Source organism: Fischerella major NIES-592, assembly GCF_001904645.1.
Lineage (GTDB): Bacteria > Cyanobacteriota > Cyanobacteriia > Cyanobacteriales > Nostocaceae > Fischerella > Fischerella thermalis.
In genome coordinates this window covers 22271-48387 of the sequence record NZ_MRCA01000020.1, presented here as the reverse complement: position 1 = coordinate 48387, position 26117 = coordinate 22271, and the positions used below count along the sequence as shown (strand labels likewise).

The 26117-nt window shown below is 42.0% G+C and carries 16 protein-coding genes and 2 pseudogenes; 12 read left to right on the top strand and 6 right to left on the bottom strand.

Annotated elements, in window-relative coordinates:
• The first annotated feature begins 133 nt into the window (after positions 1-133).
• From NIES592_RS22315 to NIES592_RS22305, 3 genes are all read left to right on the top strand, one after another.
• A complete protein-coding gene (locus NIES592_RS22315) occupies positions 134-859 on the top strand; it encodes a Uma2 family endonuclease (RefSeq protein WP_073556930.1) in 726 nt (241 codons plus the stop codon).
• A 112-nt stretch (positions 860-971) separates the two neighbouring features.
• Positions 972-2444, top strand: a complete 1473-nt coding sequence (locus tag NIES592_RS22310; RefSeq protein WP_073556929.1) for a TldD/PmbA family protein — start codon at positions 972-974, stop codon at positions 2442-2444.
• A 107-nt stretch (positions 2445-2551) separates the two neighbouring features.
• The gene (locus NIES592_RS22305; RefSeq protein ID WP_073556928.1) at positions 2552-3892 is read left to right on the top strand and encodes a TldD/PmbA family protein; all 1341 of its coding nucleotides are present in this window, start codon (positions 2552-2554) and stop codon (positions 3890-3892) included.
• Positions 3893-4053: 161 nt separating this feature from the next.
• On the opposite strand, the pseudogene NIES592_RS26055 reads toward NIES592_RS22305, so the two are convergent.
• The 5 genes and pseudogenes from NIES592_RS26055 to NIES592_RS22285 all read right to left on the bottom strand — a co-directional run.
• Positions 4054-4503 (bottom strand): annotated as a pseudogene (locus NIES592_RS26055) (Clp protease N-terminal domain-containing protein); the annotation flags it as partial.
• A 156-nt stretch (positions 4504-4659) separates the two neighbouring features.
• A pseudogene (locus NIES592_RS26050) lies at positions 4660-4905 on the bottom strand (ArsR/SmtB family transcription factor); the annotation flags it as partial.
• 126 nt (positions 4906-5031) lie between these two features.
• The gene (locus NIES592_RS22295) at positions 5032-5655 is read right to left on the bottom strand and encodes an exopolysaccharide biosynthesis protein (RefSeq protein ID WP_062244657.1); all 624 of its coding nucleotides are present in this window, start codon (positions 5653-5655) and stop codon (positions 5032-5034) included.
• A gap of 317 nt (positions 5656-5972) precedes the next feature.
• The gene (locus tag NIES592_RS22290) at positions 5973-7790 is read right to left on the bottom strand and encodes a ShlB/FhaC/HecB family hemolysin secretion/activation protein (RefSeq protein ID WP_073556926.1); all 1818 of its coding nucleotides are present in this window, start codon (positions 7788-7790) and stop codon (positions 5973-5975) included.
• The gene (locus NIES592_RS22285; protein ID WP_073556925.1) at positions 7784-11077 is read right to left on the bottom strand and encodes a two-partner secretion domain-containing protein; all 3294 of its coding nucleotides are present in this window, start codon (positions 11075-11077) and stop codon (positions 7784-7786) included. The genes NIES592_RS22290 and NIES592_RS22285 overlap by 7 nt, the downstream gene beginning before the upstream one ends.
• A gap of 139 nt (positions 11078-11216) precedes the next feature.
• Here NIES592_RS22285 and NIES592_RS22280 point away from each other — a divergent pair, with 139 nt between their 5' ends.
• Positions 11217-11762 (top strand): COP23 domain-containing protein, encoded by a 546-nt coding sequence (locus tag NIES592_RS22280; RefSeq protein WP_062244651.1) that lies wholly within the window; start codon positions 11217-11219, stop codon positions 11760-11762.
• A gap of 563 nt (positions 11763-12325) precedes the next feature.
• A complete protein-coding gene (locus tag NIES592_RS22275; protein WP_178379608.1) occupies positions 12326-13717 on the top strand; it encodes an ammonium transporter in 1392 nt (463 codons plus the stop codon).
• 107 nt (positions 13718-13824) lie between these two features.
• On the opposite strand, the gene NIES592_RS22270 is transcribed toward NIES592_RS22275, so the two are convergent.
• Positions 13825-14280: a pentapeptide repeat-containing protein gene (locus tag NIES592_RS22270; protein WP_062244648.1), complete on the bottom strand. Its 456-nt coding sequence runs from the start codon at positions 14278-14280 to the stop codon at positions 13825-13827.
• 1065 nt (positions 14281-15345) lie between these two features.
• On the opposite strand from NIES592_RS22270, the gene nrdJ reads away from it, so the two are divergent.
• The 7 genes from nrdJ (at position 15346) to opcA (ending at position 26071) form a co-directional block, all read left to right on the top strand.
• Positions 15346-18870: a ribonucleoside-triphosphate reductase, adenosylcobalamin-dependent gene (gene nrdJ, locus NIES592_RS22265; RefSeq protein ID WP_073556924.1), complete on the top strand. Its 3525-nt coding sequence runs from the start codon at positions 15346-15348 to the stop codon at positions 18868-18870.
• Positions 18871-19177: 307 nt separating this feature from the next.
• Positions 19178-19396 carry a hypothetical protein gene (locus NIES592_RS22260; RefSeq protein ID WP_062244642.1) on the top strand — a complete coding sequence of 73 codons (219 nt, stop codon included), beginning with the start codon at positions 19178-19180 and terminating at the stop codon, positions 19394-19396.
• Positions 19397-19906: 510 nt separating this feature from the next.
• Positions 19907-20185, top strand: coding sequence for an RNA recognition motif domain-containing protein (locus NIES592_RS22255; protein ID WP_062244638.1), 279 nt, complete (start codon positions 19907-19909; stop codon positions 20183-20185).
• 440 nt (positions 20186-20625) lie between these two features.
• Positions 20626-21678: a class 1 fructose-bisphosphatase gene (gene fbp / locus NIES592_RS22250; protein WP_062244636.1), complete on the top strand. Its 1053-nt coding sequence runs from the start codon at positions 20626-20628 to the stop codon at positions 21676-21678.
• 128 nt (positions 21679-21806) lie between these two features.
• The gene (gene tal / locus NIES592_RS22245; RefSeq protein WP_062244633.1) at positions 21807-22952 is read left to right on the top strand and encodes a transaldolase; all 1146 of its coding nucleotides are present in this window, start codon (positions 21807-21809) and stop codon (positions 22950-22952) included.
• Positions 22953-23057: 105 nt separating this feature from the next.
• Positions 23058-24587, top strand: coding sequence for a glucose-6-phosphate dehydrogenase (zwf, locus tag NIES592_RS22240; RefSeq protein ID WP_073556923.1), 1530 nt, complete (start codon positions 23058-23060; stop codon positions 24585-24587).
• A gap of 113 nt (positions 24588-24700) precedes the next feature.
• On the top strand, positions 24701-26071 hold the full coding sequence (opcA, locus tag NIES592_RS22235; protein ID WP_073556922.1) for a glucose-6-phosphate dehydrogenase assembly protein OpcA: 1371 nt from the start codon (positions 24701-24703) through the stop codon (positions 26069-26071).
• Positions 26072-26117: the final 46 nt, after the last annotated feature.

Sequence of the window (26117 nt, the reverse complement as noted above, 5' to 3'; positions counted from 1 at the left end):
TACACTCTGATTTAGAATTGTTTGTTAGTAAAAGTATCTCAACTCCAGCGCTATAAGCCTTGCTCTGAATCAGAGGCTAGCAAAAAAATCAGCCATTAGCTAACCCAAATCTAGTTGGTCAAAAATCCATATCATGTACCAAATAGATCCTCCTCTTCCTCCCAAACAAGTTCTACCAACCATGTATGATCTCAAGAGCGAAGATCCAGAGGAGCCTGGTTTGCCAGACGAATTTCATATATATCAACCCCAACTTTTACGGGAAACCTTTCGTCCGCCAACTTATTCTCCAGATGAAGTTTTTGTCGCCAGCGATTTAAATCTTTACTACGACTCTCGCCATCCTCTGTGGTACAAACGATCTGATTGGTATGCAGTCGTTGGCGTCTCCAAGTTATACGAAGGGAAAGACCTACGTTTAAGTTACGTAGTTTGGCAAGAAGGAGTCAACCCCTTCGTTGTGGTAGAATTGCTTTCCCCTGGTACAGAAAAAGAAGATTTAGGACAGAATCTCAGGGTAGTAGATCAACCACCAACAAAATGGCAGGTTTATGAACATATACTACGTGTTCCCTATTACATAGTTTTCGATCGCTACACAGATACACTCAGAGCCTTTATTCTGCAAGCAGACCGCTACACAGAAGTAAATTTAGCACAACCGCGTCTGTGGATGCCAACATTAGAATTAGGCTTGGGACTTTGGCAGGGTAATTACCAAGGAATCGATCGCTTGTGGCTGCGCTGGTATGATGTCAACGGTAACTGGATTCCAACCTCAGCAGAACAAGAACGCCAAAGAGCAGAACGTTTAGCAGCAAAACTGCGAGAATTGGGCATTAACCCCGATCAATTGTAGGGCGATCGCGAAACCTCATCTCCAAGTGCGGCATTTACGGATTTGTTAAACTGAGAACACACCAGGATATTTCAGTCAAATCTCCAAACCAGCCAGCACAAAGAGAATATTCATGCTCACAAATACGCTACTTCTCTCTCAACAACTCCCCACCCTGCAATACTCCTTCACGCCAGAACGATTCGATGAAACCTGGGAAGCCCCCCTAGCTACCCTTCTGGGACTAGGACGCGCTGCTGGCGCTGATTTCATCGAATTTTTCTTAGAGCGTGTCAACTACATTAGTTGTCTTGCTGAAGAAGATACCATCACCAGCATCACACCGCGTCTTTCCACTGGTGCGGGAGTCAGAGTCTTTAAAGGACTAGCAGATTGCTACGTCAGCACCAATGACTTATCTTTTGCCGGTTTGAAAGCAGCCTTAGAAAAAGGACTTTCCATTCTAGGATTGCAGCTACCTGCACCGAACGCTCTCATCCCCGAAATCAACCTCGAACTACTAAGAGATTACGCTACTAAAAGAGGTAAAGATAGCTGGCTACCTCTATGTAGTTCCATCCGCGAAATGGGAGAAATCCTCCTTGATGGTACTGCCCAACTCCAACGCAAAGCTAGTCATATCCAATCCCGTCGTGCTACCTATTTCCGAGATTGGCAAGAAGTCCTAATTGCTGCTAGCGATGGCACTTTTGCTCGTGATATTCGCCTCACCCAATCTGTAGGATTTAATCTCCTGTGTGCAGATGGAGTTCATCGTGCTTCCATTGGTGAACGTGCTGGTAACACCAGTGATCCCAACTTCCTCAAAACCTGGGATTATCAAGAAGCAGCAGAAAATATCTCTGAATCCGCAGGCAAAATGCTCTACGCAGATTACGTAGAATCAGGCACCTATCCCATTATCATGGCTAACCACTTTGGTGGGGTGATCTTCCACGAAGCCTGCGGACACCTACTAGAAACCACCCAAATTGAACGCAAAACCTCCCCCTTCGCCGACAAAAAAGGCGAAAAAATTGCCCACGAAAGCCTCACCGCTTTAGATGAAGGGCGTACCGAGCAAGCCTTCGGTACAATTGACATGGACGATGAGGGTATGCCAGCCCAAAAAACATTATTAATTGAAAAAGGCATTCTCAAAAACTTCTTAGCAGATCGAGCAGGTTCCTGGCGTACCGGACATCCCAGAACAGGTAGCGGACGCCGTCAAAACTTCACCTTTGCAGCTGCTAGCCGGATGCGTAATACATACATCGCACCCGGCGAATACACCACCGAAGATTTATTTGCCTCCGTTGATAAAGGCATTTATTGTAAAAAAATGGGTGGCGGTAGTGTTGGCGCAACAGGTCAATTTAACTTTGGTGTAGACGAAGCTTATCTCATAGAAAACGGCAAAATTACCAAACCCCTCAAAGGAGCAATTTTGATTGGCGAAGCCAAAGAAATTATGAACAAAATTTCCATGTGTTCTCAAGATTTATCCTTAGCACCCGGTTTTTGTGGCTCAGTGAGTGGCAGCATTTACACCACAGTTGGACAACCCCATATCAAAGTAGATTCAATTACCGTTGGTGGACGCTAAAGAATTCTTTGTGTCTTTGTGTCTTTGTGGTTCATACATCTTTTTCTTAACCACCAAGACGCTAAGACACTAAGCAAAACATAAAAGCAATCAAATCAAAATCGAGTATGCCGAATATCAGCGAAATTGCAAATTATGCCCAGGATAGTGCAAAAAAACTTGGCATTAAAAAATTCGATATCTATGGCTCAAGTGTAGATGCAACTAGTGTGCAAGTTGATCAAGGTGAGCCTAAGCAAGTCAAAGCCTCGAACCTTTCTGGTGTCACTGTCCGGGTTTGGAATGACGAGAATACAATGGGTGTCACCAGCACTACAGATGTAGACCCCAAAGGACTAGAATTAGCTTTGAAAACTGCTTATGAAGCTAGTTTCTTTGGTGTCAAAGAAAATGTGCCAGATTTTAGTCCAGAGGCTACTGTTGATCTTGCTATTCAAAAACACGAAAAATTACCACAAGCGCCAGTTTCTCAATTGATAGAAACTTTGCTTAGGGCTGAAAAAGAAGTTTTGGCAGCTCATCCGGCAATTCAAGGAGTACCTTATAACAATTTAGCCCAAAGAGATGTTGATAGATTCTATCTTAATAGCGATGGTGCGATGAGAACTGAGTCTCACTCTTTGACCTCAATTTATCTTTATAGCAAAACAGAGGAAGATGGTAAAAAACCCCGCAGTGCTGGTGCTTTTAGAATCAACCGTAGTTTAGAAACTTTAGATGTTAATGGTTGTATTCAAGAAACAACAGAGAAAACTATCAGCCACTTGAACTATGAAAAGGTCAAGTCTGGTAAGTATAGAGTGGTTTTTTCACCTGATGCTTTTTTAAGTCTTTTGGGTGCTTTTTCTAATTTGTTTAATGCCCAAAATATTCTAGATAAACAGAGTTTATCTACTCCTGATGATCTAGGTAAGCAAATAGCATCTCCTTTACTTTCAGTGTACGATGACGCATTGCATCCTGCTAATGTTGGGGCAGAGACTTTTGATGGTGAAGGAACTCCAACTCGTCGAGTTGTATTAATTGAAAATGGTATTTTAACTGGCTTTCTACACAGTGCTGGTACTGCCAAACGGATGAATGCTAAACCTACGGGTAATGCTAATATTGGGGCAAAAGTTACTGTTAGCCCTAACTTTTATCATGTTTTTGGCAACTCGCCTGCTGACCAAGAGTTGAGTTTGGAAACTGCTGAAAATGTAATTTTTATCGATGATTTACAAGCTCTCCATGCAGGTGTAAAATCGCTGCAAGGTTCTTTTTCTCTACCTTTTGACGGTTGGATTGTTAACAAGGGTGTCAAAACAAGTATTGAATCTGCAACGGTTGCTGGTGATTTTTTGCAAGTTCTCAAGTCAATTATTTTTGTGGAAAAAGAACTAGAGTTGACTCCCGGTGGGGTTTGTCCACGAATTTGGGTTGATGAACTTTCTATTACGGGGGAGTGATATGTCTGATGTGAGTTGAAGCCACAACAAAATTTATGTTTTGGAAAACGAACACCGTGCAAGGCGATGTACACCGATGTAAGTAGATAAATTTTCCGTTGGTGACTAGGTGGTAATTGGTATTTTTACTATTACCAGTTACCTATTTCCAGCAACTATGTCAAAGTTCTTCTTAAACGTTGTTCTAGAGAAAATAAATCTACTCCCAGATTTTGCAGTACCTTAATTGCTACTCCCCCTCCTTCACGGAAAATACCTAAGAGTAAATGTTCTGTACCAATGTAATTTACACCAAGCTGTTGTGCTTCTTCCACTGCTAGTTCTAATACTCGCTTGGCTCTGGGTGTAAAAGGAACATCTATAGGTGTGTTTCCTAAACCTCTACCAGTTATTTTTTCAACCTCTATTTGGGTATTTTCTAAGTTCACGCCTACGGAGGTGAGAAACTGAGATGCAATACCACTACCTTCACCAATTAATCCTAGTAAAATCTGTTCTGTACCAACGAAATTATGCCCTAAGCGACGCGCTTCGCCTTGAGCAATTCTGATCGCTATAATCGCTTTTTGGGTGAATCTTTCAAAACCTTTAAGGTAAAATCTACCAGACATCAACCCGAAGATTTTTTCCAATATAGATTCAAAAAATCTTTCCAACATAAATCCTTCCTGCATTGATGTGTTGTTGGCTGTATGAGGAGTGCGATCGCTACAAATAAATTCACTTCTTGTTCTTCCTGTTGACAAAAAAGTCAATAAATCCCCCATAGTCTCAGCATTTGCTGAGTACCACAGAAATTGTTTCTCTTTACGACTATTAACTAAACCCTCAATCCGCAGTTTCTCCAAATGATGCGATAAGGTCGAGTTGGGAATTTTGAGTTTTTCCTGAATCTCCCCTACAGTCATCCCATTTGGATAAGCTGCAAACAGCAACCGCATTATTTCCAGGCGTGGTTCCGACCCTAATGCAGCAAAGATATCTGCATACCGAGCCGTTTCTTCGTTAGGCATATTTCTAGAATAATCGAAATATTATAGGTGTCAACACTGATTTAAGTTTCATGTTTAATCGTAGTCAACAATTATGTTTCAAGTGGGGATTTAAACCACACCTGAAACAGGACTGCCAAATAGCTGCTAACGACCTAACCAAAGCTTAATGTAATCAAGTAGACTAGAACCACCCCAAATTACTCCAATTAGAATCGAGGTAGTGAGAATACCTCCCATCAAACAAAGGACTAAACCACCCAGACTAATTGCGCCATCATCTTCCAGCAAGCCAAAACTAGTAACGAAAATTCCCATTGCTGGCAAGGTGTTAGTCCCGGGAATGGGAATCATCATCGAAATTGCCATCAGGGCGATCGCACTACCAATGATCACTCTCCCTGGTAAAGTCACACAAATATAGACAAGACGCGGACGAGCGATCGCTTCAATTCTTCGCAACCACGGAATCCCTTTTTGCAAAACTCCTTGGACTGTTTCTAGTTTAATGGGATGATTTACCATCTTCTGTGGTAGCCACGGAGTTTTGGAACCTGCGAGAAGTTGTATCGCTAGTATAAAAATGAGAATACCGAAAGGAACAGAGTAACCAGGTGCTGGTATTGGCAAAGCTGAAGGCAAAGATAGAATTACGAGTAAAAACCCAAAAACTCGTTCCTTTGCCAGTAGCAAAATATCTGCTAACTTCACTTGAGAAGGTTGTTGTGTCTCAAAAAAAAAGTGTTGTAACTCGTTGGAAAGTTTAGCCATACAATTCCTAAAATTACCGCAGTTCGCTAAAGCATCCTACAGCAGAATGACACTTATATCAGCACAGGTGAAACGCGAGAAAACAGGCTGAAAAAATCTGCAAGCCCAAAACCCTTTCTACGCAAATAGATACATAAAAAATCACACGTTTGTCATTGTTGGTTATCCCTTCGTAAATCCCTTAGGACTAGATCACTCAACTCAAGCAGTCGCGGATGAATAAATTCATCCTGTTCACGCCCTCTCCCCCGCATGAATGACGGGGGCTTTACACTTCACGTCTCGTAAATTTATGGGGATTGACTTCTGCCTTCTCTTTAAAATGGTTTGTATTCTAATTGAAAATACATGCCGTTTTCTTGCCAGGTGTCTCCCCGCGAATTGGGAATATCGATTAAGGGAATACCCCAGTCCAAGCGAGCGGAAAATTTTTCTCCCATCTGCCAAAGTAAACCAAATCCTAAACCCACCAAGGTATTTGAATCTGGAGTGTCTCTACCTGTGTTCCAACCAATGCCAAAATCAATAAATGGTGCGATTTGTAAAGTTCCCTTGGCTTCTGGTAGCTGGAAGACTGGTATACGTGTTTCTATGGAGGCAAGAATGCCATTATCTGTAACTAAAGCATCTTGACGGTAGCCTCGTACGGTTGTGGGTCCGCCGACACTAAACTGCTCAATGGGAACTAGAGAATCGCTGGCTAATTGCACGCTGGAACGCACCAGCAGGGTAGGACTGATTGGTGATGGGGGTGTTGCTTGTGCCAGGCGGCGCAAGTATAGCATTTGTCCGCGCCAGACTAAAAATTGACTATCCGGCTCGTCGTCAGCAACAGTGGCATTAAAAGCACCGATACCCAAGCTAATTTCTGAATTGGCAGCAAGGACGGCTTGATTGCCACGCTGCAACCATTCTTGAGTGAAGGATAATTCTGAAATGCGGGTTTCTCCTTCGTTGTCTGCGCCTGGGAAGACAGGAAAGTCTACTCCCAGAATCGAGGAGTTGGTTTCCCGTCTGGCAAACCCAAAACCAAGGGCAAGTTCTTGACTGAGTTTGGGGGTTGCTTTTTGAATAACTGGTTGACGAAAGGTGAATTCGTACTCGCGAGAGTTGACTTTAATATCTAATGGATCAAAAGGTGCCTCGATGATTTTGTTGTTGGTGATGCGGTAGTTGAAACCGACAGTGCCATTACGGGGATTGACTGGGAAAGTATAACTACCCTCAAATCTGTTGCTCCCATCGGTGTTGCGATAACCAAAAGTAAATTCATCTCCTAATCCCAAAAGACTGGCTTCTGACATGTCTATACCCCGCTCAAAACTGCCAATGCTGGGATTGCGATGATTATCTAGAATCAGACGGGTGTTAAAGGTGTCTGCACTGACAACTGTTACTTCTAGGGAATTAGTACCAGGTTTAGTGCCAGCAGTCAGTTCGGCATTTAATCTTTCAATCCGCGGGTTGAGTTGTAACAATTGCAGTGCTTCTTGCAGGCGATTAATATTTAGTGGTTTATAACCAGCAACAGCAATGCGATCGCGGACGTAATTAGGATGCAACCGCCCTTTGACAATGTTGACTTTGATGTCTTCTACACTACCTTCCAATACCTGAATTTTGACGATTCCCAATTGGATCTCTTGGCTGGGAATGTAGGCTCCAGAGGTGATATACCCTTGTTGAAGATAAAGTTGCGTGACTTGGTTCGCAGCTTGCAATAGTTCTGCAAAAGTGATCGGCTTCCCGACAAAATCAGCCGTCACCTGCTCTAACTCCTGTTGACTAAAAACTGTACTACCAATAAACTCAAACTTTTGCACAACAATTGTCCCTGGTACATTTTGCAGTTCCTCAGGGGTTGGTGGTGTTGTCGGTGGAACCTGGAGTGGTTTTTCTAAAGGAGGTAGGGGAGTAGTAGGACTAGGTTGTTCTGGTGTTGGTGTCACCGGATTAATTGGTTGTCCCCAGGCGGAAGATGTATTGGAGAGTAGGGGGATTAGAGGTAGTAGGGAAAGTAGGGAAAGGATGGTAGATGAAGAGAATTTTTGTCCCTGTATTTTTAGTATTTTTATGTCTTTGCGTTCCCATATCCCCACCTGTTTAGATCTCAGTGACTTCTTTTTGATTAACATGACAATGAACTTAATCCAGAACCGTAGGGGATAGGTGTGGGGGTAGCTGCTGTGAGGATGACTGCACCTTTGGAGTTAACATACCAACCTCTAGCCATTGCTGGTAACTGTTGAGTTTGGTTGGGGTTAGTAGTGATTTCTGCACCAGAAATTTTTGTTGCTTGGCTGGGGGAAGATTCAAAACTCAGCAATGCTTCACTGCTGAGTGGTTCGCTTGGCCGGGGTGGTAAACCTCCACGCCCAGTAATGATAAACTCGCTCTGTCCCTGTTTTCTTTCTGCCGGACAGACTTGTGCTACCACTTCTTCGGGTTTAGTAATCTGTTGTGGTAAGTCAAGAACTTCTTGATTTGTACTAGTATCCGGTGTCAGTATTTCTATTTCGCCATCTACTCCCAACTGAGAACTGGCAGTAATCTGGCATTCTGGACACACAAACAGAGCTTGTGTATTAATGCTGATATTTCCTCCTCTACCCTGAAATGCGTTAGCAGTAATTTTGCTACCTTCTAGCAGCACAACAAAATCAGCAGGACTGAAGCCAGTAATCGTTATGTTACCACCGTTACCACTGCCGCCTGCTTCCGCAGAAATCTGGCTACTGTGGCGCATTTCTAAAGACTCTGTTTGTAAGAAAATGTTACCACCCTCACCAGATGCGGTTGCAGCCGTGATCTTACCTCCCTGATCCAAAAAGGTAGAACGAGCATTAATCTTCACACTGCCCGCATTGCCGGTTCCCTCATTATTAGCTGTCACTTCTCCATAGTTTGTGACTTTTAACTGTGGTGTATTAATTATCAAGTCTCCCGAAGAGCCACTAGGTACAGGAGGTAGTCTAAAAATTTGTCGAGTAATCTCACTTTCAACATTTGCACCAGCACTGATCAAACTGGAAACACCATCTACCTCTACAAATTCAGAGGCATTAATTGTCACACTCCCTGCTGAACCACTGGCAACAGTGGAAGAATCAACTCTGCCTCCATCTTGAACGATCAGTTTTGGTGTGTTGAGAGTTAAGTTGCCACCTTTACCACTATTCAGAGTCGAAACACCAATTAAGCTACCTACTGATTGGCTTGGTTCTTTGCCGATGACTTCTACAGATTGTGTAGCATTAATGGTCATGTCTCCGCCAGAACCAGTTCCAAAAGTACCAGCACCTATCCTAGCCCCATTGAGAACCCTTAACTGCCCAGTGGAAATGTTGACATTTCCTGACTTTCCGGAACTAAAGGTAGAACTACCAATAAAACTAAGGGCGCTCGGATTAAAAGCTGCAAACCCGTCTACTTGCACTAAGCCTGAGACATCTATATTGACATTACCACCTGCTGCATTCGTAAAGCTAGCAGTGGAAATACCAGCCCCTCCCTGAACAGTTAACTGCTGGGCTGAAATATCAATATCTCCACCCATGTTACCGCCAATGGTGAAAGGAGAAAATAACTTAACCTGTCCTGCTGTAAAAGTTCCTCCCAATTCTGATGTAATGCCCCCACCATCAAGAAAAACAGACTGAGCATTAATTTTGATCCTACCGGAGATTCCTGATCCTTGATTGCTTGCTGTCACGAGAGCACCATCTGTCACACTTAATTTCCCTGTATTAATTGTTACGCTGCCAGAGGCTCCAGAAGGTATGGGAGGCAGTCGTAATATAAGCTGCAAGGCGGGATCGACGATGTTTGCCGAGGAGATAATCAGACTGGGATTGACTGAACCTGGTACTGTGCCACTAACTTCTACAGAATCCTTGGCGTTGATTGTAATACTTCCGGCAGGGCCACTAGCCAAGGTAGAAGCATCTACTCTACCTCCATCTTTGACAACTAAGCGCTGAGTATTAATTGTGACATTACCTGCTGGGCCTGGGCCTCCTGTTCCCGCTGTGATTTGACTGGGTGCAAAGACTAACGGTGCTACTCCGATTAGTTCCACCAATTCAGATGCATTCACAACTACATTTCCACCAGAACCAGTTCCGGCCGTGATCGATGCAATGTTTCCTCCATCTGTTGCTGTGAGGCGTTTGGTTGAAACTGTGAGTGTTCCCGCATTCCCAATACTGTAGGTGGCAGCAGAAATAGTACTAAAACGATTTGGGTTTACAGGGGAAAATCCATTGACTTCTACAAATTCAGGAGCATTGATGGTGACATTACCACTTGGTGCAGAAGTGTAGGTAGCAGCAGATATAACAGCTCCATCTCGAACAACTAAGCGTGGAGTGGTTATGTTAATATTCCCACTTTTGCCGCCCCCAATTGTTTCGGCGAAGATGTTAGTAGAAATCTGCCCATCTGCTGTGGTACCAACCAGTTGCAAAGACTCGGATGCATTGATGTCGATGTTTCCTGCTGATTCTGTTCCCTGGGTTTGAATTAATACAGCTGATCCATCTTGAAGCGTGATGTTTCTGCCTTGTAATTGGATGGAACCGCTACCAGTACCACTCGTATCTAAGATTGCGCGCGATCGCATTTCAATATCTTTAAAACTAGGCACTCCTTGATAGCCCAAACTCCAAGCCTGACCAGGATTAGCAAGCAGACTAACTAAAGAATTCCCACCCACACTGCCTAACTCTAGACGTCCTCCTTCGGCTGTGAGAACACCGCCATCTAAGACGATATCCCCCCCTACTAACGCTAAAGTTTGACCAGGCTGTACTTGCAAACCAGCAGTTTTCCCCCTCGTAAAAGGTGAGAAAATTTGACTTTCAACAGATAAATTATGACCTTGCCCTTGGACATTGATTGCTGCTGGATTTTGTCCAAATTGCAAACCAACTGGAACACTAATTGTTAATAAGGGAGAATTTTGAATATCCGTAGCACTAAATTCTGTGCCATCAGCAAACTTAAGGCTACTAGCTGTACTTCCTAAAAAAGAGCCGCCTATACTCAATTGAGCATTAGAACCAAAATTAATCCCACTCGGATTAATCAAAATTAAATTTGCACCGTAATTTTCTTTAATTAATCCATCAATCTTAGAAACTGAGCCACCAGTAACGCGATTGATAATATTGACAATATTTATGTTCCCGCTATTTTTAAAAAAAGCTTCACTGCCATTAGGAACAGAAAATTGTCTAAAGCTATGGAATAAATTACTACCAGCTTGTGTTCCTCCAGTAATTTCAAAAACATTATTAATTTGATTTACATTTGTTGGCAGCGTTCCATCCGGGGAAATTTGTGCCTGACTAATACTGCTTGCAAAAATACAGCAAATAACAGTACTGCTAATAACAAAAATTTGCTGAGCAATCTGTTTCATCTTGAAAAATAAATAAAATTATACAGATGAACTTTATTGAAACTTACTTAAGCTCTCTTTTTATGTAAAGCTTAAGTAAATTTAACTAAAAAGTAGTATATTAAGACTTAAAATTTAGTCAACTAAAGGAAGTAACTTTATGAACAAAACCCTACGTTGGGTCACTATGTTAGGGATGGCTTCTGTCTTTTCATCTCCAGTTGTAGAAGCTGTTGCTCAACCCAATCAAGTCACGTCTAATACGAACATCACTTGTCGAACAAATACTAGTGTACCAGCAGTCATTGTTAATTTTGCTGATCAAGCAAATGCAAGAGATTTGACAATTCTAAGTTTTCCGTCTCAGTATTTCTCATCCCAAGAAGCTTTAAAAAACTGTGAAAATGCTGCTAAAACTTTGCAAAAACTTTATACGGATGGTCGTGCTAATTACTTAACCAATGACAAATTAAATGCTCAACCTGTAATTTGTGCTGTGGAACGCAGGGGTATTGGTTGCAGTCATTATAGCGCTCAAGTATTATTTTCTCTCAATCCAAAGGTTAATGCTTCCCAAGCTTTGTACGAAATGCTTGGCAGTGATTTTAAACAACCCAATCCTCCCGATTCTAGAACTGTAAGTCGAATTTATTCTGATATCAAGTTGTCGAAGAAGAAGAAATTGATTCCTTTTTTACCATTTTAAAATTGCCACATATTTAAAACTAGCTGTTTAAAAGTGGATATAAACAAAGATTTAGGCGCTGACTATTTTGACAAACAACGACCTGAAAGTGTCAAAAAAGGCTTGATTAAACATTAGGAGAAGCTTGGTTATCAAGTTCCTGTCGAGGCTGTTATGATCGCTGTTTAGAATATCCATCAACTTTCAACTTTAGACTGTCGCCATTGAAAGACTTCAGCCACATACTCGTCATTTTGCGTTTTTACCAAACTTTTATTTTCAAGCTAGAAGCTAGAGAGTAGAGGAAGAAGGAACCTACGCGCCATATCGTAGTATTGAAACAGCGAAAAGTCAGAGTTTTTTTCGTCTTATATAAAAACTATGCAAAAAATGCATAAATGCATAAAATTTGAAGCCCTGCCAACTACTAAAAGAAGTATATTTTGAGGAATGTCTTAAAACTTACTAAATTTGAGTCAATTTTAATACAGAAAATCGTATTAAAAATTACTCAAATGAATGTACGTAATAGTCTCAAAATATTGGCGGAAAGGGACAAAAAACAAGTGTTGAAGAAAGTTGTGATGATTGGGGCGATCGCTCTAGTGCTTCTAGCAGGACCGCTTATAGGCAACGCTTTAGCTGCACCCATAGATGTGAATACAGCAATTTCTAATGCTCAAACTGCTGCGGACACAGCATTTATGCTGATATCGGCAGCTTTAGTGTTGCTAATGACTCCTGGACTTGCCTTTTTTTATGGTGGGTTCGTACGTTCTCGCAACGTTCTCAATACGTTGATGATGAGCTTCGTACTTATGGGAATTGTGGGAGTAACTTGGATTTTATGGGGCTATAGCCTTGCCTTTGCGCCTGGAAATCCGTTTATTGGTGGTTTACAGTGGCTGGGTTTAAATGGTGTTGGCACAGAAATCACAGATTATCTCAAAGGGTCGAATCCCGCTGATTTCGTTTCTTATGCACCAACAATTCCACACCTGGCATTCATGATTTACCAAGCCATGTTTGCCATTATCACCCCAGCGTTGATCTCTGGGGCGATCGCTGAACGAATGAGTTTCACTGCTTATAGTTTATTTGTACTGCTGTGGTCTACTTTCGTTTATTCTCCTCTGGCCCATATGGTGTGGGGGAAAGGTGGATTAATTGGCTTAGCAGGCGGCTTAGGCGCCCTCGACTTTGCAGGTGGTACAGTTGTTCACATTAGTTCTGGAGTTTCTGCCCTAGTGGCTGCGATCGTTCTTGGCCCTCGCAAAACCTTTCCTGATCGTCTCAGCCCTCCTCACAATGTTCCCTTCATTTTGTTAGGTGCTGGGTTGTTATGGTTTGGCTGGTTTGGCTTTAATGCTGGTAGCGCTCTTGCTTCAGGTAGCTTAGCGACAATAGCCTTTGTTAACACTAATACTTCGGCAGCAGCAGCAGCATTAACTTGGTTGATTTTAGAAAAAGTTCTACGTGGTAAACCAACCGCAGTTGGTGCAGCTACAGGAGCAGTTGCTGGTTTAGTAGGTATTACTCCCGCCGCTGGCTTTGTCACACCAGTTGCAGCAATTTTAATTGGCAGTATCACGACTTTTGTTTGCTTTTATGCTGTTAGCTTTAAGCACAAAATACAAATTGATGACGCCCTAGATACTTATCCTGTACATGGCGTGGGTGGAACGGTAGGTGCAATTTTGACAGCAGTTTTTGCTACCACGGCAGTGAACTCGGCCGGAAAAAATGGTTTACTTTACGGTAATCCAGGAGAACTACTAGTTGAACTAGCAGCAATTGCGATCGCCTATGTTGTTGCTGGTGTGGGAACCTTCGTCATTCTGAAGCTGATTGATGCTACAGTTGGTCTACGTGTGAAAGAAGTAGCAGAAATGCAAGGTATGGATATCAGCGAACACGGTGAAGAAGGTTATAACGAAGAATTTGGCGATCGCATTTCCGTTAGTAATAAGTATTGATTAAAACGCAAACGCGGCGCAAGCCCCATGCCTGAACTCAGGGACTTGCGCCGCATTAATTATCGGTTAAAACTTTCTTACCTGATGTGCATGGATATACACCTAATTTAGTCCCAATCAGGAATATGAGAACTGTCACCACCAATACCTATTCCAGTATTGTAGATTTCAGCATTGGTGATATTAAGGTCATTCATTGAAGCGCCATGTACATTGGAATCTAAAATTGTGGCACTAGTAAAGTTGACACCGTTGAGATTGGCATTTTTGAAATTAACATTGGTCGCAAAAGCTGACTTTAAGTTAGCACCTGCCAAATTTGCACCCGTCAGGTCAGCACCCTCAAGATTTGCTCCTTCCAGGTTAGCACCTTGGAGATTTGCGCCTCTGAGATCAGCACCAATTAGGTGAGCGCCCCTGAGGTCTGCTCCTGATAGATTACACCCTTGACATTCCCCAGTTGATAACAGCTTTTGTATGTGCTGCGGATTATTGGCACTAACTGCGCCAGTGAAGAACAGGGGAGCTACTAAAGTTAGAGCAGCCAAAATTTTGGTTTTCATATTTCCCCCTTTACAATTAACGTATTTCCGCTCTTTTCCTCACAATCTAATTATCTCACTAAACAAGTTGCGAAAATATATTTGTTTCACAAACTGTTTGCGATCGCACTCTGATTTATGCAAGTGCAAAAATACTAGTGCTATAAGATAGTAAAGTATTTTCAATCATAAGTATATGTCTAACCAATGGCATCTGACAAACACCTATTGTCAGAGTCTGTACACACTTTGTTTTCTCACTCGTGGCAGAAGAAAAATTACATAATCTCCTTTTCTATATGTTCCATTATTCATAGACTAGAATTACATATAATTAATTTCAATTTATAAAAAAAATATTTTGAGGAAAACCGAATTTTTGCTGAAAGTAGGCAAAATACTGCTACATCTATCATTCATCTTGAACATATCTATACTACAGTAGATATTTAATTTTAGTTACTCAGTATTATTACTTCTCGGGTTATTTCAGATTTTGTATTGAAAATCTAATAAAAAATGAATATATTTCAATTAACATATTTTGGCAATCAATTCTCTTATTTTTTTAATATTTTTTGAAAGATCTAAAATTTCCAAATATTAATATTAGGACTTATGCAGTGGTCACGGTAAAATGAACCGCAAAGGACGCAAAGAACGCAAAGGAAAGAGGCTTTCAGAGGGTTTTTGCGTAAGTCCTCAATATCTTAAAAAATCTTTTTTAAGAAAACAAAGGTTTTTACTTTGAAAACAATTATTTTATAATTTGTCAATAAACTTAAAATATTTCATGTTACGGTTTCAGGCTGTTGTAATTGACTGCGAACAACAGAAGGATGAAAACCGCGTCTATTCTAGCTTTTACAAGCAGAAAAAAATATGTCTAAAGACTTAAATTTGCTGTTAAAATTGAAAATATTAATTATTTTATATTGGGGATATTACACACAATTAAGCTTATCAAGATTGAGAATTACTCGTGGAGATAAACTTAGCGCAAATTGATCCTTTTTTCAACCTTTGACCCCCGCGACTAGTTGACGTATAGTCTTAATCTGACTAGAGAGCAACAAGGCTTGATTTATGGTTCGAGAGCTTGAACGAAAACGCCTTTTGGCAAACTTTCCAGAAACAGCCCCAGCGGCCTACCCAGTGTTTTTTAGAACTTACAGCCGCCGTAGAGAGGCACAAACAAGGGAGACATGGGAGCAGGTATGCGATCGCACTTTAGGGGGTTTAATTAACTTAGGAAAACTGCAACCACAAGAGGTTGAAATTCTCGAGCGGATGCAGCGTAACTTGAAAGCTTTACCCAGTGGGCGCTGGTTGTGGGTTGGTGGCACAGACTGGATAGCCAAGCCACAGAATTTTTCTGGTGCTTACAACTGCACTTCTACCAACCTCCAGAACTGGAGTGCTTTCGGTTTAATTATGGACTTGGCGATGATGGGCTGCGGTACTGGAGCAGTTTTAGAACCAAAATACATCAACCAATTGCCCCCTATTCGTAATCGTTTAAATGTAACTATACAGGGAGAAATTGGTTTTACTCCCCGTTTAGAACGGCGTGAATTTACAGAAGTCAAAATAGATACAGATTCTCACCGCGTTACCATCTATGTAGGAGACAGCCGCCAAGGCTGGGTGCAATCATATCAGAGTTTACTGGAACTCTCCACTGATGAAAGATTTACACAAGAAGTACAAGTAATTGTTGATATCAGCGATGTACGCCAAGCTGGAGAAGTTCTCAATGGCTTTGGAGGAGTTGCTAATCCCGTAAAATTACCTGGACTGTATCAGCGCTGCGCTTCTATCCTCAATAAAGCAGTAGGGCGTCAATTAAATTCTGTAGAGTGTTGTCTGTTAATTGACGAAGCTGCTGTAACAATTGTTGCAGGTAATATCAGACGCTGTTTACCTGAAGATGCCTTGGTTCATACTTTCCAAGGTCTGGTTCCCATACGTGATATCCAAGTAGGTGACTTAGTACAAACCCCCTTGGGATTCAGACGAGTGGTTGATAAATTTGACCAAGGCTTTCAGGAAGTTTATGAGATAGAAACCAATGCCACTTATCCCAGAGGGACTTTAAACCACAGACAAGCAGTTCTTACAGATGCTAAAGGGGGAATTACTTGGAAGCCAATAGCAAGTCTTGTAGAAGGCGATCGCCTATTACACAATACACAAGTCTTACCTGGTACAGTAACTCACCTACCCCCTGACTTTACACAAGAAAGACCAACTCAAAGTCGAAATGTCAAATCATTTATTATTCCTGATCTAACACCGGAAATCGCTTGGTTGATTGGATTTACCCACGCCCAGGGCTATATTGCTCTTGGTCGTAACAAGTATGGAAAGCCCTATGGTCGCGTAGAATGGGCAATGAACGGCGAGTATGGGGAACTTCTACCTAGAATTCAAACAAAAATAGATGCAGCATTGGCTTTATTTGGACTAAGTGCAACTCACACCTGTGTCAAAGGCGAAAATACTGCTAAATCTGTCTGTTCCTCTATTCGCTTCGCAGAATATTTTTATCGCTACATTAAGCAGCCTAATATTCCTTTGCAAGTCCCTAATTTTATCTTGCAGGGTTCAGTAGATATTAGATCTGCCTACCTAGCAGGATTGATGGATAGTGACGGTGCTGTTAATAACCGCCCACCTCACCTCATCACTACAGTTTACCGCTCATTTATTAGGCAAGTTGCAGCAGTTTTATCCAGTCTAGGAATTGCCGGTAGAATTAACATTGTTTATCCTCAACAAAAGAGATGGCAGGCTAAATACAACCTCACAATTCCAGCATTAAAAGAGCGTTACAACGCTTTGATAGCTCCCCACAGCGTCAAAGGAGAAATCAAACAAGGACTGAAAATGTATGGCTGCACCGTGCCAGGAACAATTATGCGGGAAGCTGACACTTACAGTGAAATGCGGGAAATGGGATTTCAGGGTTCTTGTTCTGTTGATGCCAACTATGAACGCTACGTTGCTGAGGCGGATACTTCACTAGATATTCCCGTTACAGTCAAAGGACTAGGCAGTTACGATTATGTCCAAACTTACGACATTGAAGTCGAAGAAGCTCATTGTTTCTACTGTGATGGTTATCTGACACATAACAGCGCTGGGATGCGTCAAGGCAACAGTGATGATAATTTGTTTGCCGATGCCAAAGCAAACCTCTGGCAGCAGGATGAAAACGGTAACTGGCGTATTGATCCAGAACGGGATTCACTGCGCATGGCGAACCATACCAGAGTTTTTCACTCCAAACCAACATTAGAAGAATGTGTTGATGCTGTTCGTAAACAGTACTACAGTGGTGAAGGTGCAATTCAATGGGCTGGTGAAGCTGTAGCCAGAGCTAACTGTGATTTACTGTCTACCCCCAGCTTGAAAACTGAATTTTTACAAGCTTATCAACAAGGTACTGCCAAACAGTGGTTGCAGGAACACTATCCTAACCTTGATGAGCGTGAACTGGAACATCGTTTGGCTAGATTTGGTTTGAATCCGTGTGGTGAAATTATTGGTAGTAACTTCCACTGTAATTTGTCAGAGGTACATCTCAATCAAATTGACCCACATAACTATAAAGAACAGGAAGAAGCTTTTACTGCGGGTGCATTATTTGTAGCTGCTCTTTTGCATCACAAATTCCAAGAACCACGCTATCAAGAAGCCCGTGAACTTGACCCGATTGTCGGCGTTTCTTTCACTGGTTTATTTGATTTCTTTGTTCATGCTTTTGGGGTTGATTGGTTACATTGGTGGGCCCAAGGAAGACCAAATACTGCTCAAGGATTGGCATTTAAGCGTCAAGAAGAAAAATATTTGAGTACGTGGAAAGATATTGTGCATCGAGTTGTTTGGGATTATTGTGCAAAGCACAATCTTAAGCGTCCAAATCGTTGCACCACAGTCCAACCTAGTGGCACTAAATCTTTGTTGACTGGTGCTTCTCCAGGATGGCATCCTCCCAAAGCCCAAAGATTTATTCGTAGAATCACTTTCCGCAAAAATGACCCTGTAGCCTTAGCATGTATTGACTATGGTTATAATGTCATACCTTCTCAATCTGATAAGGATGAACAGGGTAATTTGTTAAATGATCCCTTTGATTCTAGGGTAAGTGAATGGTTGGTGGAAATTCCTGTCGCCGTACCTTGGGCGGATTTACCAGGTGCTGATGAAGTTGACATTAGTAAATTTAGCGCCTTATCTCAAATGGATTTCTACATGCAAGTGCAGAAATTTTATGTGACACATAACACCTCTGCTACGATTGAGTTGCGAGAGCAAGAAATAGAAGCTTTGGGAACTCGTATATACGAAACTATTCGTGACGATGAAGGATACATCAGTGCTGCTCTTTTAGCACGGTTTGACGATCATCAAACTTTTCCACGTTTGCCTTTTGAACCAATTACAAAAGAGCGGTATGAGGAGCTAATGCAAGAAGTAAAAATGCGTCGTCAAACGCATGATTTTCACACCGCATTGAGTCGTTATGATTTTGGTGAATTAATGGAAGTTGGACCCGCTGGCTGTGATTCTGATAAGTGTATGTTGCCTGAGGAAAATCCTAATTAATTAGTTCACCTGGTTACTAGGAAGAAGGAAGAATTTAGATTGCTTGCCTTCTTCCTATTTTTGTAATTTTGAGAGATTATTAATTTTACTTGGTTTTCAAAGGAACAGTCTTTCAGCAAATGCTTTCAATCTCAAATTAAAATTGGTATGAATGCGATCGCATTTCTATCAAGTCAAATTTACTATAATAATAAAGGTCAGCATTTATACTTTTTTCTCCTTCCTAACAAGTTTGATCTTACGCGCTACGATTAAGTAAAAGTCACATTGTATGAGAATAATTCAGGCAATTTAGGAGACTATAAATATGTTTGTTGATGAACTGACACCTATTTTTCAACAATTAGCCCAGCATCCAATATCATTTATGGGAGGCTTCTTCTCAGGGGTGCTGCGACTCAATCTTGCTGATGATCCTGTTAAAAGCTGGCTGAATCAACAGACTGGCTCAAATATTCATACAACTTCTACAGTTGAACAAAACAACGGTAAGCCTAGTGGCCCTCAATCGATCGCGATTGAATAAAAAAACAGTCATTAGTTATTGGTCATTCTACTCTAAAGTTTTGCATCACGACAAATGACAAATAACTAATGATAGTTAATATCTAAATATACTTTGTAGGCTAAGTGCGATCTCAGATAAATTGTAGTCTAGACAACAATTAGCCCACAGGTGTTATTTTTTCGCATTTTAGCTCATTCAGAAATAGGCAAATCCCGCATCTACACAAATAGGTATATTTAATTCAATAAGCATGAATAATTATCAAACTAAACCCACTTTTCCATAAGCCAAACTCCACATATAAGAGAGACTGATTTGAAATTAAAGGGGTTTGTAAAATCCCATACTTTAAAAAATGTCAAGATCGGTTATCATATGAGCGTACGCGAAAGTTTAGCCTGAATGATTGGCTGGTTACCAGCAATGGTATCCGCCATTGTTAATCAGACCCAACGAAATTCTTTTCGTCCCTATTAACTATCTTTTGAGCTGAATTTGCCGCCTCCGATTGAGACTTACGTGATCCAAATGACTATTTACGTTGGCAATCTCTCCTACAGCGCTACCGAAGAAGACTTGAAAGCTGTTTTTGCCGAATACGGCCAGGTTAAAAGAGTTGTGTTACCAACTGACCGCGATACAGGTAGACTGCGCGGGTTTGCGTTTGTGGAAATGAATGAAGACGCCCAAGAAGAAGCAGCGATTACAGAATTGGATGGCGCTGAGTGGATGGGTCGTCAACTCAAAGTCAACAAAGCAAGACCAAGGGAGGATAACCGACGAGGTAGCAGTTGGGCAAAAAGGTAATTTTTTTAAATCGATGAGAAATCATAATAGCAAATTGCTTACTTTTTAGGCAAGGTATAAGTTACGGCAAGTAACTAAAAAGCAATAAATCGACTCAAAGCCAATAGTAGCAAAATAGCTGACTAGTTGTGACTTCTGATAAAGATCGCGACCAGTCAGTTATTTTATTTTTTGTGAATAGTCATTAGTCAGAATGACTAATGACTGGTGTATTGTCAATAAATTTAGATTACTTGTAAGACTAGGTAATTTTTCCTGGCAACATCATTTCAAATAAGCAAATAACCTTAGTTGAGAGCCATAAAATGTTGATTTCTTTAGTTTGTCTAAAGTCACATCTGAATTGTCAAATTACCTTTCTAAGATAGAGGCAGCAACCACAAGTTGCAAGGCACGGGAGCAACCCAATAAATAGCTATTTGCTATGGAGGATAAAAATAATGACTAAAGCGGCAGAATCTTTAGAGCAGTCTATCAAAGACGCTACAGCAGAGCGCAGCTTAGATCGTGATTGTACTACTTTATCCCGTCACGTCCTGCAACAACTCCAGACTTTTTCGCCACAGGCTCAGGATTTAAGTGCGTTGATGAATCGGATTGCCTTGGCTGGCAAACTCATTGCCCGTCACCTCAGTCGCGCTGGTTTAATGGAAGGCGTTCTCGGATTTACAGGTGAGACTAATGTCCAAGGTGAATCCGTGAAAAAAATGGATGTCTACGCTAATAATGTGTTTATCGCGGTATTCAAGCAAAGCGGGTTAGTATGCCGCTTGGCTTCCGAAGAAATGGAAAATCCATACTATATCCCCGAAAACTGTCCGATTGGTCGCTACACTCTTTTGTATGACCCCATTGATGGCTCATCCAATACTGACATAAATTTAAGTTTGGGTTCTATCTTCTCGATTCGTCAACAGGAAGGGGAAGATCTTGATGGTTCGGCAAAAGATTTACTAGCATCAGGACGTAAGCAAATTGCTGCTGGATACATCCTGTATGGCCCCAGTACAATGCTGGTCTATACTATAGGAAGAGGCGTTCATTCTTTTACCCTTGACCCTAGTTTAGGAGAGTTTATTCTCACAGAAGAGAATATCCAAATTCCTAGCCACGGCCCAGTATATAGCGTCAACGAGGGGAACTTCTGGCAATGGGATGAATCGATTCGCGAATATATCCGCTACGTTCATCGTACAGAAGGATATACGGCTCGTTACAGCGGAGCAATGGTTAGCGATATCCACAGGGTGCTAATCCAAGGTGGTGTATTTCTTTATCCTGGAACTGTTCAAAAACCAGAAGGTAAACTACGCTTACTTTATGAAACAGCTCCCCTTGCTTATGTGATTGAGCAAGCAGGTGGTCGAGCAACAACCGGACATGAGAACATTTTGGACGTAATACCAAAGAAACTGCATCAACGTACACCTCTGATTATTGGTAGTAGAGAGGATGTTGCGAAAGTAGAGTCTTTTATTCAGAACGGGCATTAGTAATTGTTGGTTGTTGTTTGATGTTTGTTGTTTGGCAAGTACAACCGAACAACTAACAACTAACAACCAAGAACTAACTCGGTATGACAAATTTCTCTAAAAAAGAGAACAAGCAGGAGGGAAAAATAATGACGACAAATCATTTATTAGAGATAAAAAATTACGGTCAGAGTATCTGGATGGATAATTTGAGCCGTGACATTATTAAGTCTGGTGAATTGAAAGACTTGGTGGAAAATAAAGGTATTTGTGGGATTACTTCTAATCCTACTATTTTTGAAAAAGCGATCGCTAATAATGCCATGTATGATCGCGATATCGAAGCCGGAGTTCGGGCTGGATTGCCAACTTACAAAATCTACGAATCACTGGTTTTCAAAGATATCCGCGATGCCTGTGATATTTTGCGCCCAGTTTATGAAGCCTCGAATGGGTTGGATGGTTACGTCAGCATCGAAGTACCACCAACAATTGCTCACGATACAGAAGCCACAATTGTTGAGGCTCGCCGCTACTTCCAAGAAATTGGTCGGGAAAATGTCATGATTAAAATACCTGGTACAGAACCAGGTTTACCAGCAGTTGAGCAAGTAATATCCGAGGGAATCAATGTTAATATTACGCTGCTGTTCTCCGTACAAAGCTATATCAACACTGCTTGGGCTTATATTCGCGGCTTAGAAAAACGGGCAGCCCAAGGCCAGGATATCAGCAAAATTGCTTCTGTAGCTAGCTTCTTCCTGAGCCGAATTGACAGCAACATTGACGGTAAAATTGATGCCAAACTAGCCAAAGGCGTTGATGATCCCAATGTTGAAGCCAAGCTAAAAGCAATTAAAGGAAAAGTAGCGATCGCTAACGCAAAGATTGCTTATCAAGAATATAAAAAGATTGTGCAAAGCGATCGTTGGCAAGCTTTGGTGGTCAAAGGTGCAAAAGTACAGCGCCTGCTGTGGGCTAGTACCAGCACCAAAGACCCCAACTACAGCGACGTCATGTATGTTGATGAGTTAATTGGCCCGGACACCGTTAACACCCTACCACCAGCAACCATCGAGGCTTGTGCCGATCACTGCAATGTTGCTAATCGGCTGGAAACCAATCTAGAGGAGGCTTACAACCTGATGGAAAGCCTCAAAGATCCAGACGTGAACATCGACATCAACACAGTGATGGATGAACTGCTGACAGAAGGAATTGACAAATTTGTCAAGCCCTTCCAATCCTTAATGAATTCTTTAGAAAAAAAAGTCAAGCAGTTGTCACCAGTGTAAGAAATAGTTAGTGGTTATTGGTTAGTAGTCAATAATCAACCACTAACTACTAACTACTAACAACTAACAAATCCCAACATCTCAAACCTAAAATCTAAAATTCATATGGTCAGTCTGCTAGAAAATCCTTTGCGGGTCGGTCTGCAACAACAAGGGATGGCCGAACCCCAGATTATAGTCATCTTTGGTGCTTCTGGAGACCTTACTTGGCGCAAACTTGTGCCATCACTATATAAATTAAGACGCGAGAGACGCATTCCACCAGAGACAACCATCGTTGGCGTAGCACGTCGAGACTGGACCCATGAATACTTCCGTGAACAAATGCGAAAAGGTATGGAACAGGTTCATGGCGGTGTTGGTCCAGAGGAACTCTGGCAGAACTTTTCTCAAGGATTATTCTACTGCTCAGGTAATATAGACAATCCTGAAAGTTACCAAAAGCTGAAGACTTTTTTGCAGGAGTTGGATGAAAAACGAGGAACCCGAGGAAATCGGATGTTCTACCTTTCGGTTGCACCCAACTTCTTTGCAGAAGCAATCAAACAACTCGGAACCGGGGGAATGCTGGATGATCCCTACAAACATCGTCTGGTCATCGAAAAACCCTTTGGTCGCGATTTAGCTTCTGCTAAGAGCCTTAACTTAGTAGTGCAGAAATATTGCAAAGAGCAGCAGGTATACCGTATTGACCACTACTTAGGCAAAGACACAGTTCAAAATTTGCTAGTATTTCGCTTTGCTAATGCGATTTTTGAACCGTTGTGGAATCGCCGTTTTGTTGACCACGTCCAAATCACTGTCGCCGAAACCGTAGGAGTAGAAGACAGGGCTGGCTATTATGAAACCTCAGGCGCACTGCGGGATATGTTGCAAAACCACCTAATGCAACTTTTCTGTCTGACAGCAATGGAGCCTCCTAACTCGATGGATGCCGACAGTGTCCGTACTGAAAAAGTAAAAGTGCTTCAGGCTACACGTTTAGCAGATATCAACAATTTAAGCCTTTCAGCAGTACGTGGACAATACAGCGCTGGTTGGATGAAAGGAAAGCCAGTGCCTGGGTATCGACAAGAACCAGGAGTCAATCCTAACTCGACCACGCCTACTTATGTTGCGATGAAATTTCTTGTGGACAACTGGCGCTGGCAAGGAGTTCCCTTCTACCTGCGTACTGGTAAACGAATGCCGAAAAAAGTTAGTGAAATTTCTATCCACTTCCGCGAAGTTCCTTCTCGGATGTTTCAATCCGCAGCCCAACAGATGAATGCTAATATTTTGGCAATGCGGATTCAACCAAACGAAGGTATTTCTCTGCGGTTTGAAGTCAAAATGCCTGGGGCAGATTTCCGTACTCGTTCGGTTGATATGGACTTTAGTTATGGTTCCTTTGGCATTGAAGCAACTTCTGATGCTTACGATCGCCTATTTTTGGATTGCATGATGGGTGATCAAACATTGTTCACACGGGGAGACGAAGTAGAAGCAGCTTGGCAGGTGGTAACACCAGCCCTTTCTGTTTGGGATGCACCTACAGATCCAACAACCATTCCCCAGTATGAAGCCGGAACCTGGGAACCCGTGGAAGCGGAATTATTAATCAACAGAGATGGTCGCCGTTGGCGCAGACTGTAAAGGAAGTGAAAAGGTTAAAGGAGAATGGGGAAAGGAAAAACACCTTTACCCTTTACCCTTGAACCCTTACCCTACTTCATTATTCATACTTCATAATTCATCATTCAACCTCTATGACTCCCCAAGCTCCTACTATTTTTTCACTACAGGCTCCCAAAGATGTTTCCCTAACAGATATTGAAGCGGAACTAAGTCAAATTTGGCAAAGTTACGGTATCGTCGGCGAGGATGGTACATTGCCGGCGGCGACACGGGCAGCTACATTTACTTTGGTGGTTTATGAACCAGAGGAAACTCAATATCTATTAGCAGCTTTGGGATTTTACAACGGCCCAATTGATGGTATTCCTGGCCCGCAAACACAAGCAGCACTGCGGGAAGTACAGAAAAAATATGGATTAACAGAGACTGGAACAGCTACAAAGGAAACCTTAACTCTCTTACGAGAAGAAGTTGCCAAACGTCACAAGGGTGGGGCGACAGAAAATAGTGCAACTGCATCCCATGGTTTAGATGCAACAAGCCCCAGAATTGCTGATGAGATTGCTCTACGTAACCCCTGTCGCATTATTACTCTCTTACCAGTGGTGGGAGAAGACGAAGGCGTGAAGGCACAAGTCTCCGCCTATTGCCCGATCCAAAAAGGTTCATCAAGTACTCTGGTTTGTTGTGAATATATAACTCTTACCGGAACCCCCGCTGCCTTAGAACGAATTGGTGGTATGGTGCCAGCATTAACAATTGGTGGTTTACCTAAGTTTCTGTGGTGGAAAGCAACACCAGACCCCAACAATAGTCTCTTTAAGCGACTGGCGGCAGTGTGTGACAATGTGATTGTAGATTCTTGTAATTTCAACAAGCCAGAAACAGATTTGCTCAGCTTACAAGCATTGGTGGAAAGTGGTCTACCTTTGGCCGACTTGAACTGGCGTCGCCTGTCTGCATGGCAAGAATTAACAGCAGAAGCTTACGATCCACCACAGCGTCGTGCTGCTCTTGTAGAAATTGACAGAGTTAATATTGATTATGAAAAAGGCAACTCTGCCCAAGCCTTACTGTTTTTGGGTTGGTTGGCGAGTCGCTTGAGTTGGCATCCGGTTTCTTATCAAGTAGAAAGCGGAGATTACGATATTACCCGCGTTAGTTTTACCGCTGATAACCAACGGCAAATAGAAGCTGAGTTAGCAGGAGTCCCTGTTGCTGATGTAGGTGAAGTTCCAGGTGACTTGATCGCTTTACGCTTAAGTTCTACCAATCCCCAGGCTAACTGCGGTACTTTGATCTGTACGGAAACTGGCGGTTGTATGCGGATGGAAACTCAAGGTGGCGCTCAGTCAACTGGGTTATTCGAGCAGGTAACTTCCCTTTCAGAACAAAAAGCAGAAGTGCTGCTGAGTCAACAGGTACAACGCTGGGGCCATGAGGCACTGTTTGAAGAAAGCCTAGCAATGATAGCACAAATTCTCAAATTAGGGAAAGGGTAATAGGTAATAGGTAATAGGTAATAGGATAGAAAATCAGTTACCAATT